12 protein-coding genes and 1 tRNA gene are annotated in these 16,040 nt (G+C 53.7%); 5 read left to right on the top strand and 8 right to left on the bottom strand.

The features are described from left to right. Positions 1-177: 177 nt before the first annotated feature. The 8 genes from QZJ86_RS12780 to QZJ86_RS12745 all read right to left on the bottom strand — a co-directional run bounded on the left by QZJ86_RS12780 (position 178) and on the right by QZJ86_RS12745 (position 6,051). On the bottom strand, positions 178-453 hold the full coding sequence (locus tag QZJ86_RS12780; RefSeq protein ID WP_301670806.1) for a type II toxin-antitoxin system RelE/ParE family toxin: 276 nt from the start codon (positions 451-453) through the stop codon (positions 178-180). Then, complete coding sequence (locus QZJ86_RS12775; protein WP_301670805.1) at positions 453-707, bottom strand: type II toxin-antitoxin system Phd/YefM family antitoxin; 255 nt, start codon at positions 705-707, stop codon at positions 453-455. The genes QZJ86_RS12780 and QZJ86_RS12775 overlap by 1 nt, the downstream gene beginning before the upstream one ends. Before the next feature lie 79 nt (positions 708-786). Further along, positions 787-1,455: a hypothetical protein gene (locus QZJ86_RS12770; RefSeq protein WP_301670804.1), complete on the bottom strand. Its 669-nt coding sequence runs from the start codon at positions 1,453-1,455 to the stop codon at positions 787-789. A 6-nt stretch (positions 1,456-1,461) separates the two neighbouring features. Next, the gene (locus QZJ86_RS12765; protein WP_301670803.1) at positions 1,462-2,883 is read right to left on the bottom strand and encodes a restriction endonuclease subunit S; all 1,422 of its coding nucleotides are present in this window, start codon (positions 2,881-2,883) and stop codon (positions 1,462-1,464) included. Beyond that, positions 2,880-3,416, bottom strand: a complete 537-nt coding sequence (locus QZJ86_RS12760; protein WP_301670802.1) for a GNAT family N-acetyltransferase — start codon at positions 3,414-3,416, stop codon at positions 2,880-2,882. The genes QZJ86_RS12765 and QZJ86_RS12760 overlap by 4 nt, the downstream gene beginning before the upstream one ends. Further along, positions 3,417-3,704 carry a type II toxin-antitoxin system TacA family antitoxin gene (locus QZJ86_RS12755; protein ID WP_301670801.1) on the bottom strand — a complete coding sequence of 96 codons (288 nt, stop codon included), beginning with the start codon at positions 3,702-3,704 and terminating at the stop codon, positions 3,417-3,419. A 132-nt stretch (positions 3,705-3,836) separates the two neighbouring features. After that, complete coding sequence (locus tag QZJ86_RS12750; RefSeq protein ID WP_301670800.1) at positions 3,837-5,579, bottom strand: type I restriction-modification system subunit M; 1,743 nt, start codon at positions 5,577-5,579, stop codon at positions 3,837-3,839. 384 nt (positions 5,580-5,963) lie between these two features. After that, positions 5,964-6,051 (bottom strand) — tRNA-Ser (locus QZJ86_RS12745). A gap of 384 nt (positions 6,052-6,435) precedes the next feature. Between QZJ86_RS12745 and QZJ86_RS12740 the strand changes: the two genes are divergently transcribed. From QZJ86_RS12740 to QZJ86_RS12720, 5 genes are read left to right on the top strand one after another with little or no spacing between them, the layout of a single operon-like run. After that, a complete protein-coding gene (locus QZJ86_RS12740; RefSeq protein WP_301670799.1) occupies positions 6,436-6,858 on the top strand; it encodes a response regulator in 423 nt (140 codons plus the stop codon). A gap of 45 nt (positions 6,859-6,903) precedes the next feature. After that, a complete protein-coding gene (locus tag QZJ86_RS12735) occupies positions 6,904-8,925 on the top strand; it encodes a two-component system response regulator (protein ID WP_301670798.1) in 2,022 nt (673 codons plus the stop codon). 22 nt (positions 8,926-8,947) lie between these two features. Then, a complete protein-coding gene (locus QZJ86_RS12730; RefSeq protein WP_301670797.1) occupies positions 8,948-11,908 on the top strand; it encodes a TonB-dependent receptor in 2,961 nt (986 codons plus the stop codon). Beyond that, entirely contained in the window at positions 11,908-12,444 is a 537-nt protein-coding gene (locus QZJ86_RS12725) for a YfiR family protein (RefSeq protein WP_301670796.1), read from the top strand. Before QZJ86_RS12730 ends, QZJ86_RS12725 begins: the two co-directional genes overlap by 1 nt. Before the next feature lie 18 nt (positions 12,445-12,462). Beyond that, the gene (locus QZJ86_RS12720) at positions 12,463-15,972 is read left to right on the top strand and encodes a response regulator (RefSeq protein WP_301670795.1); all 3,510 of its coding nucleotides are present in this window, start codon (positions 12,463-12,465) and stop codon (positions 15,970-15,972) included. Positions 15,973-16,040 lie beyond the last annotated feature (68 nt).

Genomic DNA, 16,040 nt, shown 5'->3' with positions numbered 1-16,040 from the left:
TGATTAGACAACGAGAAAGAACAATTTCAGGAGGCGCTGAATACGTCATCATCCTCGCGAAGGCGGGACTCGCTAAGCGCGGTGCGAATCCAGATTTTTGATTTTTCTGGGTTCCCGGCTGCGCGGAAACGACGAGATTGACTTAAGGAAACCCTAACTTCATAGTTTAATATGTGATTAATAAACCGCATCATGGTCGCCGACATTCACCGGGATGATTTGCTCATCCTGAATCAGCAGTTCCAATGTAATTCGATAGGACAGCTTGATGGACACCGAATGCAATCCCGCCAGCTTGCCGCGCAATGGACGGAGACGCAGCGACGGATGAAAAGGATTGGCTGCCAGTAATTGCAAGGTTTTCAAATACTGCTGGCGTATTTCCGGATGTTGCTGGATGAAGCGCGCCGCCCGGCGGTTGTATCGCTCGGTAAAAACCAGCGCGTAAGCCATTAAAGCGTATCCAGTCGCGCCAGATGCTGTTCCGGCGATTCCTGCACAAAGCGTCCGGCAGCCAGATCGGCGCGGGTTTCAGCCAGTGCCGCATCCAGTTCGCATTCGCGCAGATAGTGGTAACGAGCAATGTCCATCACCACGAATTTATCCTTGCCTCGCACCGAGACGATGGCTTCGGGCGACTCGCTCAATGCAGCTTCGATGGCGGATATGCCTTTGGTTTTTAAGTCGTTGGCGCTGATGTGAGACATGAAAGACTCCTGGAGAATACGGCAATAAACGCGCTAAGTAATGTGCTTAATCGTATTGTTAAGCAAGCTTTTCGTTCAGTCAAACGTCTTGGTATTTGACGCTCTCGGTATGACCTAAACGAATCGATGCCGAAATAATCGCCCGCGCCAGTTTCGCGGTATTGGCCGGGTCGATCAGGTAATCGGCAAAATGGTCATCGTCGATGCGTTCCAGGGCATCGACCACCTCATCGGCATGCAGCAAGGCTTTGTTTAACGGCAGCAACGCGCCGGATTGAATCGAGAAGTCGCCGAAGTCGATGAGATGGCTGGCGAGGACCATGCCGGTGGTCGCGGTTTTGGCCAGATGCTGATCGACCAGGGTAAAGCGGGTTTTGATGAACACGTCGGCCACCGTGACCGCGTCGGTGCCATTGCTCGCTTCCACTTGATAGACCGCATAACGGGCCAGACGCATGCGTGCCAGCAAGGCTTGCTCGTAGTCGCTCAAGCTGTTTTTGTTCAGACGCAGATATTTTTCGGCCATATTGAAACCGTTGGGCCGATAGGCATACACCCGGTAATCCATCAGCAACTCAAGCTCGGTATCGTTTTTATAGCTGACGGTTTTGTGCTGCCACAAACCCAGATGCTTGGCGCAGGTTTTGATCTCGTCGAGATTGGGATTTTTCAAAATGCGGGTGTGCAGATCGAATAGCGCGCGGCGAATCTCGGGGTAATCGGCGGCTTGGAAGCTGATGTCGGTCATAAAGTGTCAGGCAGGGTGGGAATGGGGCAGTGAATCGGCAAAGCCGCGCACATCGATCTTGCCGGTGACGGCGGCGGAGATTAGCGCGCTGCGGCGTTCTTTCAGCAAGGCTATGCCGCGTTGGGCTTCGGCGGTGAGGGTATCGAGTTTGGTGGTTTCTTGTTTAAGGTAATCAGAAATAACGATTTGCTCGTTGATTGGCGGCAGCGCAATTGGAGTTCTTCTGAGAGCATCTAAGGTAATTTCTTTGAAGGTTGCTCCTTTAGCCATGTGATCAAAATATGCTTGAGTCGCTGAAGCATTGATAGCCGGCAGTAGATACTCTTTGCTGATATTCAGTCCGGGAGAAATTTTTGCGGTTCCTTGGGTAAGATTTGCACCATCTAACTCATCAGGAACAGGTAGGCATTTACCAACAGTCGCACGAATCGCAATAACTAAGTCCCCCTTTGCCACTTTGGATCTTTCATAGGCCTGATCGATTTCGGGCGAAGTCAGTGAATATCCTTCGAGAGGTAACGAATCTCCTGACATGTCACTTGTTTTAATGTAGGGGATACCTCCTTCGTAATGTGGGCCTGCTTGAACAATACCGTAGGTGATTGACGTTGTTGGATTAACTACATGTTTCAACTGCTTAAGCTCCCAATGGGCCGGCACCTCGCCCAGCCATGCTATGCCGGAATCCTTCATCGGTGCGTTGGGGCTACTCGCGCAATCCCTGCGCTCGCCCTTCGGGCCGCCGCTTGTGACGGCGTTCAAATTTGCTCCCGGCAAATTTGTGAGGCCTTTGGTGACGGCGTGGGAAATCACCGCCTGCCGCTTTTCCTTCAACAGTGCTATCAGCCGTTGCTGCTCGGCAATCAGCGCGTCGATCTTGGCCGTTTCTTGGTCGAGGAAGGCTAGAATATGATTTAGTTCTTCTTGAGGTGGTAACGCAACCCTAATTGACCCAATGGTGTCAGTATTTAGGTTTAGCTGTGTGCCCCATTTGCCCAAGCCACCGTAGCAAGTCCCTGACTCGAAAATACGATAGAAAAGTTTTGGATTAATTTTTAGTCTTGGGAAATAAACAAAGCCATCATGAATGCAAGCCTTAATCCCTGATATACATGGTTTCCCAACTGAGCCAGCGATACTAACAAAAAGCTCACCCGGTGCAATTTTCACACTGAGTGAGCTTCCTAAAGCCGAAAGTTTTTGAGGGGTTTCTTTAAGAAATCCATCAGAGGCAGAGACATCTGCAATACGAACCCAAGCGTATTCACCGTTCTCATCAAAGTATTTTGGATCATCAATTGGTCTTGGTGATGCTCCTCGCAGCACAGGAGACATCCATTTAATAGAAATGACCTTCCAATGCGCCGGCACCTCACCCAACCACTCGACGCCGCTGTGCTTATATTCCGGGTAACGCGGAAAACTCATGCCGGGCCATCCTTCAATGACTGTTGGTCGGGGTTCGACGCCGTGGTGGGCGGGTTTGGCGGATGTTTCAGCGAGAGTATCAAGGTCATGGGCTGGGTGGGCGAGGCGACAAAGCCGTGGTGTTGATAAAAGGCCGTGGCCGGTTCCGACAGCGCGTGAACCAGCAGGCCGCGGATGCCGACAATGCTGGCGGCGCGCAGCGTGCGCAACACCGCATCTTGCAATAAGGCCACGCCCAGTCCCTGACCTTGCCAGGCGCAATCGACGGCCAAACGGCCCAGAATCGCCATCGGCACAGGATCGGGCATATTCCGCTTGAGAGTCGGGGGCGCATGATTCAGTGCCATCGCGCCGGAAGCCAGGCAGTAATAGCCGACAACCCGTGACTCATCGGTAACGACATAGGTGCGCGATGCCCCGCTCTGTTGGTTGGATAGCGCTCGGCGCTTCAGCCAGTCGTCGAGAGCATCGACGCCGCAAGCGAAGTCATGCCGTTGATGGTCGGCCGTCAGCAAGGCCGGCGACGACAGCATTTAGGCTTGCCAGGGTTTGCGCGCTGCCATCAGGCGGTCATACCCGTCGCCGCTGGCGGGCTGATCGAGCACTTGCAGGAACTGTTGGTAGGTCTCCCAATCGACGCGAACCAGCGCTTGGTCCAGCAACGATTCTTCCGCCGCGCGGCGTGCGGCATCGATCATAAAGTCGGAGCGGGTTTTTCCTTGCGCCTTGGCGGCTTGATCGATCAAGGCGCGAACATCGCCGCGAACCCGCAGATTGACGGCATGAGTCGGGCTTTCCGGATTGGATATGTGATGGGCCATAAAAACACCTCAAGATGACGAACCGACATGATACGCCATCAAGATACACGTTGTGTATCTGTTTTGTTTGAAACGGCCAGTCGGCGCCAAGGTGTAATCATCGATCCGCGTATCAAAACGCGCTATCGATCATTATGCCGAAAGTCCTTCGATCATGGTTTTGATTCTATCGGTGCATTGCTTCAAATCGGCGTCGATTTCGGCTAGCGGGCGCGGCGGTTCGAACAGATAGAAATGCCGGTTGAAGGGGATTTCGTAACCGACCTTGGTTTTGTCGTGGTCTATCCACGCATCCGGCGCATGCGGCAGCACTTCGCGCTTGAAGTAAGTCTCTACGTCTTCATGCAGCGGCACGTTTTCGGTGTCGCGCAGGCTGCTGTCAGGTTGCGGATTGCCTTTTTGCTTGCCTTTGCTGCCGATGACGATGTCGCCGTTCTCGTCGCGCAACGGCCGTTCGACGGTGATGGTGCGGTAGCCAAAATCGCTGTTCTTGAAGATTTTGGAGATAGGCTTCTTGCCGTCAGTGGCTTCGACGAACTGGCCGAACAGGCGGGTGACCTCGGCGATATGGTCGTCCGATAATTCCTTGCGCTTGCTCCCTAAGCTTTTGCGCATCTTTTGCCAGAAGCCGGAGGCGTCGATCAGTTGCAGCAAGCCTTGACGGTGCGCCGGTTTGCGGTTGCTGAGTATCCACACATAGGTGGAAATGCCGGTGTTGTAGAACATATCGGTCGGCAAGCCGATGATGGCTTCGACCAAATCGTTTTCCAGCACGTAACGGCGGATTTCGCTTTCGCCGGAACCGGCGCCGCCGGTGAACAAGGGCGAACCGTTCAAGACAATCCCAAAACGGCTGCCGCCGTCCTTGGCCGGGCGAATTTTGCTGATCAGGTGCAATAGAAACAGCAACGAGCCGTCGGAAACACGCGGCAGGCCGGGGCCGAAGCGGCCGTTGTAGCCCTGTTTTTCGTGCTCGTTGCGGATTTCTTTCTCGACCTTTTTCCATTCCACCCCAAACGGCGGATTGGACAGCATGTAGTCGAATTTCTTCAGGAGATGGCCGTCGTCGGAAAAGGTGTTGCCGAAAACGATGTTGGCGACATCCTGGCCCTTGATCAGCATGTCGGCCTTGCAGATGGCATAGGACTCCGGGTTGAGTTCCTGTCCGAACATGGTCAGCCGGGCTTGCGGGTTGTGTTCGTCCAGATACTCGCCCGCCACCGACAGCATGCCGCCGGTGCCGGCCGTCGGGTCATAAATCGTGCGCACCACGCCGGGTTTGGCCAGCACATCGTCGTCCTCGATGAACAACAGATTGACCATCAGTTTAATCACTTCGCGCGGGGTGAAGTGCTCGCCGGCGGTTTCGTTGGAAATCTCGGCAAACTTGCGGATCAGTTCTTCGAATACCAATCCCATTTGACTGTTGCTGACTATGTCCGGATGCAGGTCGACGTTGGCGAAACGCTCGGTGACCTGATACAGCAGGCCAGCCTTGGCGAGGCGTTCCACCTGAGTGTAAAAGTCGAAGCGCTCGAAAATATCCCGCACTTCCAATGAAAAGGCCTGGATGTAAGCGAACAGGTTTTCCTTGATGTGGTCCTGGTCGCCCATCAGTTTTTTCATGTCCAGCGGCGAGGTGTTGAAAAAGCTTTGGCCGGCCTTGCGCAGCAGGAAGGGTTCGGGATTGATGCCGGCCTGCTGTTTGGCGCCGTATTCCAGCAAGACCGCTTCTTTGGTGTTTTCCAGCACGCAGTCCAGACGGCGCAGCACGGTGAAAGGCAGGATGACTTTGCCGTATTCGGATTGTTTGTAATCGCCGCGCAACAGGTCGGCAACCGCCCAGATCAGGGCGGAGAGGGCTTGATGATTCATGCGTCCTTGGTAGTTATGGTTTTGACTTATTCGTGCCCCTGACTAGCCGCCAGGGAGCTTCCATTTAGAGTGTGCTGTCGGGATACAGACTGATGCCGCTGCGGATTTTAAGGGATGCTCTTGCGAATTGCCATTCGACCAAGTTTAACGAAAATCAGCAGGCTGAAACTGGTGTAGGGAAGCAGCAAACACGGCTTTAAAATTGGTCGCGAGTCTCAATGCTGTGCGTGCACTCGCACATGGAAATAAAAGACGTTTTTCGCCGGAAGAGGTGGAGTTTTACCCATAAAAAAGCCTCATAAAACAGGTTTGTATGACAACCCTGTTTTATGAGGCTTTTTTATGGCTTGATTTGTAATAAATATTTCTTACAAATCAATTAATTGGCGGAGAAAGAGGGATTCGAACCCTCGATACGTTGCCGTATACACACTTTCCAGGCGTGCGCCTTCGACCGCTCGGCCATCTCTCCTAATGTTTTTTTAAGTCTTTTTGTAAAGATACTGGCTTTTGAGTATTACACCTAACCCAGAAAACGACTGTTTTATCGGGTTTAATGTGTCCCGCTTGCCGCACTGCCATCGACTTAATCCAGACTAGGATAATGGAAACGAGCGACTTTTGCAATTTAGATGCGCATTTTCCCACCACTAGTGCTACTTGCGTGGTTTTTGCGCATGACGTTGTTTGGTAAGGTGACATGTCGATTAGCGACACCGATTGGAGGGTGGTGTAATTGCGGGTTAAATCGAAATTGGGTACCCTAGGTCAGGATAGATTCGATGGGGACGGAGTATTTTCGTTTGGCTGTACCGTTCGCGATGGATGTCTGGAGTAGGCGTAAATTAGGATTTTTATGAGCGATATTAATACCCAAAACGAGAAGCCGACCATTTTGATAGTCGACGATGTTCACGAAAATCTGCATACCTTGCTGCAAATTTTGCGCGGGGACTATGCGGTGCTGGCGGCTACGTCCGGCGCAAAAGCCTTGGAGTTGGCGCGGCGCAATCCGGTCCCCAATCTGATTTTGCTGGATATTAGAATGCCGGAGATGGATGGTTATCAGGTTTTGCAGTCTCTGAAGAGCGATGTGTTAACCGCCGATATTCCGGTGATTTTTGTCACGGCGGCGACGGAAGCGGAAGACGAGGCACTAGGGATCAGACTCGGCGCCTCTGATTATCTGGCCAAGCCGGTAATACCCGAAATATTATTGGCTCGGGTCAAACTGCATTTGGAATTGCACGCCTATCGGAAACGCTACGGCAGACTATAATCATTCGAGCCGTGTGGCACGCCTGCTCAACCATTTTCCTAGACCATGATCAAAGACGAACCTATATCGCCCACTTATCGGCCGACCATATTGGTCGTAGACGATCTTCCCGAAAATATCCACGGGCTACTGGAAGCATTAAAGGATGACTACAGCATCATGGTTGCCACTGATGGCTCGCGTGCGGTGGAACTGGCGCGCGGTCCGATACCGCCGGATTTGGTATTGCTGGATATCAAAATGCCTGGAATGGACGGCTACGAGGTTTGTCGTCGAATTAAGTGCGATCCTAAAAGCAGCGATATTCCTATTTTGTTCGTCACCATCGTCGATGCTTCCATCGAAAAAATCCGTGGCTTTTCCTTGGGGGCCGCCGATTTTATAACCAAACCGTTCGATATCGACGAAGTACGCGCCAGGGTCAAAACGCATCTGGAACTTGGCCGCTTGCGCCGAGCCCTGGAGGGGCGGGTCAAACGCCTGAACGAATACAAGCATGCGACCGAAGTTTCCAATATCATCTATAGAACCGATCCGGATGGCGTGTTTACTTATGTCAACGATGCCTTCGTCAATACCTATGGTTACTCGCGCGAAGAATTGATCGGAAAAACCAATGAAATCATCAGAGATCCGGACACGGCGCCCAGTCTGCACCGGGAGTTGTGGAGCACGATACTGAATGGCGCGATTTGGCGCGGCACTTATAGCAACATCAGCAAAAGCGGTGAAGTGGTTTACGTTAACAATACCATCGTGCCGGTGCTGAATGCGGATGGATCGATCCGCGAGTTCATATCCACAAGCGTCAATGTTACCTATCTGATCAAGCAAGAAGAATTGATTCATGAACAGACCACTGACGCGCTGACCGGTCTGCCGAATCGGGTCAAGCTAATGCAGGATCTGAGTGCAGCCGAGCAATCCATGCTGGGCATGATCAATATCGATCAATTCAAAGCTATCAACGATTTTTACGGCTTGAGCAACGGCGACAGAGTGTTGCTGGAGATCGGCGAACGCTTGCGAAACATGAGTGGCGATCGCGCGCAGGCCTACCGAATTGGCGGTGACCTATTTGCGTTGTTTTCCAAAAACTGTTGCGACCTGATCAGCTTTGAACGGCTGATAGGCCAAATCATCACGCAGCTGGAATCGGAAGCGATCGATTGCGGCGAAGACAAGATCAATATTCGCGTGACCGCCGGCATTTGTTCCGGCACCGATAATCCCTATACTCATGCGGCCCTGGCCTTGGAGCGCGCCAGAATCGAGCACCGCGATTATCTGATTTATACCGATCAGATGCAGATCAAATCGCATTACAAGGACAACATCCACTGGAGTCAAAAAATCCGGAGCGCGTTGGCCGATGGCCGCATCGTGCCCTATTACCAACCGATCATCGACAATCGTAGCGGTCAAATCGTCAAATACGAAGCGCTGATGCGGATGATAGACGACGACGGTACGGTGATTCCGCCGACCTTTCTGGGCGTTGCCAAACGTTCTCGGCAATATACCTCCTTGACCAGGCGGATGGTGGAGCAAGTGCTGCTGGCCTTGCCTGAACATCAGGGGGAGATGGCGATCAATCTGACGGTGGAGGATATTCTCGATGCCAGTACCGTGAGCTTCATGGAAGAAAAATTATCACAGCCCGGTATCGGCTCGCGGATATTATTGGAAATCACCGAAACCGAAGGCATTGAAAACTACGAGGAAGTTCGCGAGTTCGTCGACCGGATGAAAGGCTACGGCTGTCATTTCGCGATAGACGATTTCGGCAGCGGCTATTCCAATTTTGTGCATTTACTACGGTTGAAGATCGATTATCTGAAAATCGACGGTTCGATCATCATGAATATCATCGACAACCCCGATTCGGAAGTGATTGCCCACGTCATTGTCGATGCTGCCCGCCGCTTGGGGATGCGCACGGTCGCCGAGTTTGTCGGTAGCGCGGAGATTCAAGCCAAGGTAACGGAATTGGGCATCGATTTTTCGCAAGGTTTTTATTTGGGCAAACCCGCGCCTAAGCCGCTTTCGGCACCAGCGGACGACTAAGTAAAAGTGGATGGTCCGGAGTATGGAAGCGCCCTTCAACATCAGGATTTTCCATCGCTTACTGCCGGCGACTGTTGGCATGTTGCTGGCGATAACAGGCCCGGCGAAGCAGGCTAGCGCCGACATCAGCGCGGCGACGATCCGCGGCCAAATTCAGTTCGATACGCTCGGCGGCAATGCCGGGGCGCAAGTGATTGTTACCAGTCTGGAGCGGGGATTTTCCACGCGCACTTTTTCCCGGCAGGACGGTTCCTACGTGTTGATGGCCTTGAAGCCGGGCCGCTATCAACTCAAAGTGCTGGCACCGGACGGCCGGCAAACCAGTCAAGAGATCACATTGCAAGTTGGCCAGGTCGCGGATGTGAATATCGTGCTTAGTGAATCTAACGCTGGAGAACCGCTTGCCGATCATGCCGCCGAAGGTAATTCGGCGGAATTGGCGACTTATTTAACGCCCGAGCAAATGCAGCGCTTGCCGCAGGTTAACCGCAATTTTCTCAATTATGCCGATTTGGCGCCCGGCGTGAACGTGGTCACCGATCAGGATGGCAGTACCCGCTTGCAAAGCGGTGGCCAACGCCCGGACGCTGTCAATCTGTTTATCGACGGCGTCAGCCAGAAAAACTATGTGGTCAGGGGCGGCGTCGCCGGCCAGGATTCCAGCCGAGGCAATGTGTTCCCGGAATCGGCGGTCGCCGAATATAAAGTGATCAGTCAGAACTACAAAGCCGAGTTCGACCAGGTAGGCGCGGCGGCGATTTCGGTGCAAACCAAAACCGGCGGCAATCAGTTTCACGGTGAAGCGTTTTACGATCACACCAACCAGGATCTGCGCGCGGTGACGCCTGCCGAACAGCTCGGCGGCGGTAAGCGCGACACCGAGCAAGCTCAATACGGCGTGACGCTGAGCGGACCCATCGCCAAGGATGTCGCGCATTTTTTCATGGCCTACGAACGTAAGCTCAACGACGATTATGCCGCGGTCGCCGCCGGCGACGGGTCGGTTTTGCCGGCCCAATATCAAGCATTACTCGGCAACGTGAATCGGCCGTTCGAGGAAGATTTGTTCTTCGGCAAGCTGGATTGGGCGATTGACGACCGCAATTTGATCGAAGTGTCTTTCAAGTTGCGCGATGAAACCGAAACGCTGGGAATCGGCGGTCAAAACGCCCAGCCGTATGCGCTGGAGAAAGGCAATAGCGAAAAGCGCCTGGATTTTAAATATCAGTACAGCGCCGAGCATTGGGTCAACGAAGCGCGCTTTACTTACGAAGATGCCAATTGGCGGCAGTCTCCCGCCAGCCAAAGCGCCGGTCTGTTATTGCGCCGGCTGAACGGACGTATCAGCGATGGCGATTTGAGTAGCCTGGCGGTGCTGAATACTGGCGGCGCCACCAACTATCAAGACAAGGGCCAGCGCGGGCCGGGCTTTCAGGACGATCTGACGTTTAGCGGCCTGCAATGGTACGGCGAGCATGTGTTCAAACTGGGCGGCAAGCTGAAACAAATCGAGCTCGGCGCGGTGGAGCGCGATCCTTACCATCCGCAATTCAGTTTCAATTTAAACAATCCTGGCGGCAGTCCTTACCAAGTGCGCTGGGCGACGGCTTTGGCCGGTTTTGGTGACGGTTCGGCGAGCACCGATCTGACCCAGGTTGGCCTGTATTTACAGGACGACTGGGCCGTTAATCGGCATCTGAGCCTGAATCTGGGTGCGCGCTGGGATTACGAATACAATCCCGGCTATTTGAATTTCGTCACGCCGACCGATGTCAGCAGTGCGCTGCGCGGTTGGAGCAATCTAAGCCATGCCGGCTATAACATCGAGAATTACCTCAGTAACGGTGCTAACCGGGCCGCCGACAACAACAATATCGCCCCGCGTCTGGGCTTTGCTTATGATCTCGATCAAGACCGCCGGCATGTGTTGTTTGGCGGTTATGCCAGAGCCTACGATAGAAATATCTACGATGTATTGCAGCTGGAGCGGACCAAGGGCAGCTATCCCAGCTATAGTGTCAATTTTCAGGACGACCCTAATTACGATTGCATCGCCGGCGTCGATTGCATCGCCTGGAACCCGGACTATATCAACTATACCCCGGTGCAGTTGGCGGCCTTGACCGGCGCCAGCCTGGGCAGCAGCCGGGAAATCAATTTAATGCGCAATAATCTGCGCACGCCATACGCCGACCAGTTCAGCATCGGTTTCCGCAACCGTTTGGGCGACTGGAATACCGAGCTGGCCGTTTCTCATGTGCATAGTTACGACGGCCTGGTCGGTTTACTGGGCGGGCGCAATGCCGACGGCAGTTTTTACGCCGCCGGCTCTGGTTTCGGCGGTACCTTTCAAGCCGTGCCGGGTTATGGGCAATTGATTTTGTTCGATAACGGCGTGCAGACCAAAACCAATTCGGTGTTTCTGAAAGCCGAAAAGCCGTATAGCAAGGACAGCGGTTGGGGGATGACGTTTGCCTATACCTTTACCGATTCCGAGGAAAATAAATCGCAGTCGTTTATGGACAGCAGCAGTTATTTGCTCGAACATCCCGATACTCATACGCTGGGCTGGCTGGATACCGCCGGGGTGCGCAAACATAAAGTGGTGGCAACCGGCACCGTCGATCTGCCCTGGGATTTGATATTTTCCACCAAACTGACGCTAGCCACGCCGGAAACCCGCGCCGGGGTCAACTGCAGCGGCGGTGCCTGCCGTTTCGATACGTTTACGCCACCGGGCAGCGATTTTATTTTTCCGGGTCAGTGGTGGGGTTACAAACAAGTCGATATCGCGCTGATCAAAAGTTTCGATACCCCTCGCGACACCCGGATGAAGCTGCGTCTGGATGTGTTGAATTTATTCGATTTTAAAAACTATTCGACTTTTAACAGTGATTTCGCCTCGGCGAGTCTGGGATCACCGTTGACGGTGTTAGCTGGACCGGGCATGACGCTGAAATTGACCGCTCGGCTGGAGTTTTAATGCCGAAAAAATTTACCGTTTGGCGTTTTTGGCGGATCAGTGTGCTGGCTTCGGTCTTGCTGGCCGTGCTGAGCTGCCTTAGCCTAGCGGTGGCAGCGGACGATGCGCTCGACAAAACCAAGGCCAGTTTTCTATTCAATTTCACCAAATTCGTCGAATGGCCGGCTTTGGTCAACGATACCTTGCATATCTGTGTGGTCGGTTCGGAGCCTATCGTTAACCTGCTCAGCGACTTGGCCAGCCGCGATACCAAGGGGCATTTGCTGCAAATTTGGTCCGGTATCGACGATCCGCAGATTTGCCAGATTCTATACATAGACCGCGCCGTTCCGGAATTATCGCCGCTGCTGCAACAGGTGTTGGGTAATCAGGTGCTGACGGTGAGCGATGCAGAAGGTTTCGCCGCGCAGGGCGGTAGTATTGGTTTTTACGTCGAAAGCGGCCAAATCAAGTTGGAAATCAATCCCCAGGCGGTGCGCAATGCCCGGCTAAAAATCAATGCGCTGCTGATGGAAATCGCCCGTATCGTCCGTTAATTCAATTCCGCGAACCCGATGAAAAACCAGGCTGAATTCAAACGCGATCTGAATATTAAAACCAAGCTGGTATTGATTATGCTCGCCACCACGCTGGCGGCGCTGATCTTAGCCGGCATAGGGTTTATCGCCCAACAGCATGTGCGGGTCAAAGATGATATCAGTCGCGATTTAAGCTCGTTGGCGCGCATCGTCGCCAACCGCAGCACGGCAGCGTTATCGTTCAACGATGCCGGTGTCGCGGCGGCTACCTTGGCCGCGTTGAGCGTCAAGGAATCCATCGTGGCCGCCTGTATCTACGATGACGGCGACACCTTGTTTGCCAGTTACCAACATGGCGAAGCCTGTCCGCTGGTGCGGCCGGCGCAATTGAAACCGGGACAGCCGGCGTTCGACGACCGTCATGCTTCGGTGACTGAGGACATCGTAATGGGGGGGCGAGTCTTGGGCGGCGTTTTGATACGCGCCAGTTTGGCGGAGTTGAAGGCCTTGTGGAAGCACTCCCTGGCCTGGGTGGCGGTCATCATGCTGGTGTCCGGATTGGTCGCGCTGTTGCTGGCGTCGCGCTTGCAACTGATCGTTTCCGGGCCTCTGGTCAGACTCAAGAAAACGGTCGAGACCATTAATCAGGAAAAAAACTACACCTTGCGCGCCGTCCAAGAGAGTAATGACGAACTGGGAGCATTGATCCAGGCCTTTAACACGATGATCGCCACCATCGAAACCCGCGACCGGGAGCTGTTGGCGGTCAATCGGCAATTGGCCGACAACGAGCAGCAACTGGCGAGCATCAACGAAGGATTGGAAGAACGGGTGGCGGCCAGAACCGCCGAACTGGCGGAAAGCAACGCCAAGCTGGCGCATAACAGTGTGATTCTGGCCACGGTGCTTGACAGTATGTCACAGGGTTTGATCGCTTTCGACAGCCATTTAAAACTGCTGGTCTGGAACAAAAAGCTTAGTGAGGTGCGCGGCTATCCGGAAACCATGCTGGAACTGGGGAGGGATCATGGCGATTTCGTGCGCTTTGATCTGGACGATCCGCAGTTGCGCTTTAAAAATCCGGATGACAATCTCAAGCATCTATTGGAGCAAATCAGGTCGTTTCAACCGCACCATTTCACGCAGAGCAGACTCGACGACAAAGTCATCGAAATCAGCGGTGGACCGATAGCCGATGGCGGCTTTGTCAGTACTTACGAGGATGTGACGCTACGTAAGCAGGCCGAAGCGGCATTGAAAGAAGCCAGAGATGCGGCCCAAGCGGCCACCCAAACCAAAAGTCAATTCCTGGCGAATATGTCGCACGAAATCCGCACGCCGATGAATGGCGTATTAGGCATGTTGCACTTGGCTTTGCAAACCGAGTTGACGGCATCGCAGCGTAATTATTTGTCCAAGGCCCATAGCTCGGCGCGGGCTTTGCTGGGCATCCTGAACGATATTCTGGATTTTTCCAAAATCGAGGCCGGTAAATTGGCACTGGAAGAAACCGAGTTTCGTTTCGACAGCGTGGTAGAGCAACTGACCGATGTGATTGGTTACCAAGCCGGTCTGAAAGGCATCGAATTTCTGATTCGTCACGACCCGCAAATACCGCCGATATTAGTGGGCGATTCGTTGCGCTTCGGCCAGGTGTTGACCAATCTTTGTGGTAATGCGCTGAAGTTCACCGAGGCCGGTGAACTGGAATTGGCCTTTCAGTGCCTGGCCAAGACCGATAGCCATATCGATGTGCGGGTTTCGATCCGAGATACCGGTATTGGCATGTCCGAGGCCGATCAGCAAAAATTGTTTCAGGAATTCACCCAGGCCGATCAAGGTACCAGTAGGCGTTTTGGCGGTACCGGTTTGGGGCTGGCGATATGTAAAACCCTGGTGGAAATGATGCAGGGCCGGATTTGGATCGAAAATTCCCGCCTGGGTCAGGGCACCACATTCTGCTTTACCGTGCGCTTGGGCATTGCCCGAGACACCTTGTTGCGTCAGCAAGCCCTGGAACAAACCATCGGTGCCCTGCTAGCCGACGTGCGGGTGCTGGTCGTCGATGATAACGATGCTTCCAGGGAAATCATCAGCGATATGCTGCGGCCGTTTCAATTGCAAGTGACCTGCGCGGCCAGCGCGGCGGCGGCGCTGAGCGTGTTGCAGGAAACGGAAGCCGGTAAGCCATACGATGTGGTGTTGATGGACTGGAAAATGCCGGGCATGAACGGCGACGAGGCCATTCGCTTGATTCGCGCCGACGCCATGCTGCCGAGACAGCCCAAGGTGATCATGGTGACGGCGTATGGCAGCGAGGACGTGATGCGCCTGGCCGGACGGGCCGGTATCGATGGCTTTTTGATCAAGCCGGTGTCGCCGTCGTCACTACTGGATGCGATTCTATCGGCATTGGGCCGCGGCCGGATTTTGGGCATGGTCGATAAATTCAAGCAGGCGGGTTTAGCGAAAATCACGGACATCAAGCATTTGCAGGGTATCCGGCTGTTGCTGGTCGAGGATAATGAAATCAATCGGGAATTCGCCTCGGAATTGCTGCGCAGTCACGGCATCGAGGTCGACGAAGCCATTAACGGCGACGAGGCGGTCAATATGGTTCAGCAGCGCGATTACGATGCGGTGTTGATGGATATTCAAATGCCGGTGCTCGACGGTTTGGAAGCGGCTGGCAAAATTCGCGGTTTGGCAAAATCGAGCGGCCATCAGCGCTTCGCTACCATCCCCATCATCGCGATGACCGCCCATGCCATGGTGCGCGATGTCGAGAAAAGCTTGCAGGCAGGTATGAACGATCATATTACCAAGCCGATCGATCCTGATAGGTTATTACAAGCGCTGGCGACCTGGGTACCGCTACCCCTTGATCGCGCGGCTGGCGAACAGCCGGCGCCGACGGCTAGTGTCAGTGTTTATCCGGATGATTTGCAAACGCTGACTTGCCTGGATATCGTGCAGGGCATACGCCGGATTGGCGGGAATGCCGATGCCTATCGCAAGCAGTTATACCGGTTTCGGGAACATTATCCGGATGTGGTCGCGGAAATTCGTGGACTGATTAATGCTGGCGAACTGAGGCAGGCGGAGGAACGTTGTCATGCGCTGAAAGGCGTTAGCGGCAATTTGGGCGCAGTCGAATTATTCGAAGCCGCTGCCGGCGTCGATATCGTCCTCAAGCAAAACGAAATACCGCCAACCGAGCACCTGCAGCGGATGGAAGTTTTACTGCAGCGGGTGGTGTCGGAAATACAGGCATTACAGACGGTGGAAACCGCTAATGCCGTGATGGCTTCCAGCGGCAGCGAACAGGTCGTAAAAGCCGATATGGCGGCGGATTTGGCCAAACTATCTCTGTTATTGGAAACTGACCTGGGCGCTGCGGAAACGCTGTTGGAGCAGTTACGGCTACGCATGGTCGGTTGTGAGTACCAGCCGCTGTTCGAGGATGTCGCCAAAAAAATCGACCGGTTTGCAATCGACGATGCACTGTCACAATTAGCTGAATTACGGCAAAAATTTCCGCTGTAGTTTGGCTGGGGCATGCAATTTAATTTACCTGCCGAGCGCCAATATCTTACAATTCGGCAGCCCTTGGC

Source organism: Methylomonas montana, assembly GCF_030490285.1.
In the GTDB taxonomy this organism is placed as follows: Bacteria; Pseudomonadota; Gammaproteobacteria; order Methylococcales; family Methylomonadaceae; genus Methylomonas; species Methylomonas montana.
This window is presented reverse-complemented; position numbering and strand designations above follow the sequence as displayed.

Coding starts and splice junctions, on each gene's coding strand:
- QZJ86_RS12780 (WP_301670806.1), bottom strand. CDS start 453: ATGGCTTACGCGCTGGTTTTTACCGAGCGATACAACCGCCGGGCGGCG.
- QZJ86_RS12775 (WP_301670805.1), bottom strand. CDS start 707: ATGTCTCACATCAGCGCCAACGACTTAAAAACCAAAGGCATATCCGCC.
- QZJ86_RS12770 (WP_301670804.1), bottom strand. CDS start 1,455: ATGACCGACATCAGCTTCCAAGCCGCCGATTACCCCGAGATTCGCCGC.
- QZJ86_RS12765 (WP_301670803.1), bottom strand. CDS start 2,883: ATGAGTTTTCCGCGTTACCCGGAATATAAGCACAGCGGCGTCGAGTGG.
- QZJ86_RS12760 (WP_301670802.1), bottom strand. CDS start 3,416: ATGCTGTCGTCGCCGGCCTTGCTGACGGCCGACCATCAACGGCATGAC.
- QZJ86_RS12755 (WP_301670801.1), bottom strand. CDS start 3,704: ATGGCCCATCACATATCCAATCCGGAAAGCCCGACTCATGCCGTCAAT.
- QZJ86_RS12750 (WP_301670800.1), bottom strand. CDS start 5,579: ATGAATCATCAAGCCCTCTCCGCCCTGATCTGGGCGGTTGCCGACCTG.
- QZJ86_RS12740 (WP_301670799.1), top strand. CDS start 6,436: ATGAGCGATATTAATACCCAAAACGAGAAGCCGACCATTTTGATAGTC.
- QZJ86_RS12735 (WP_301670798.1), top strand. CDS start 6,904: ATGATCAAAGACGAACCTATATCGCCCACTTATCGGCCGACCATATTG.
- QZJ86_RS12730 (WP_301670797.1), top strand. CDS start 8,948: ATGGAAGCGCCCTTCAACATCAGGATTTTCCATCGCTTACTGCCGGCG.
- QZJ86_RS12725 (WP_301670796.1), top strand. CDS start 11,908: ATGCCGAAAAAATTTACCGTTTGGCGTTTTTGGCGGATCAGTGTGCTG.
- QZJ86_RS12720 (WP_301670795.1), top strand. CDS start 12,463: ATGAAAAACCAGGCTGAATTCAAACGCGATCTGAATATTAAAACCAAG.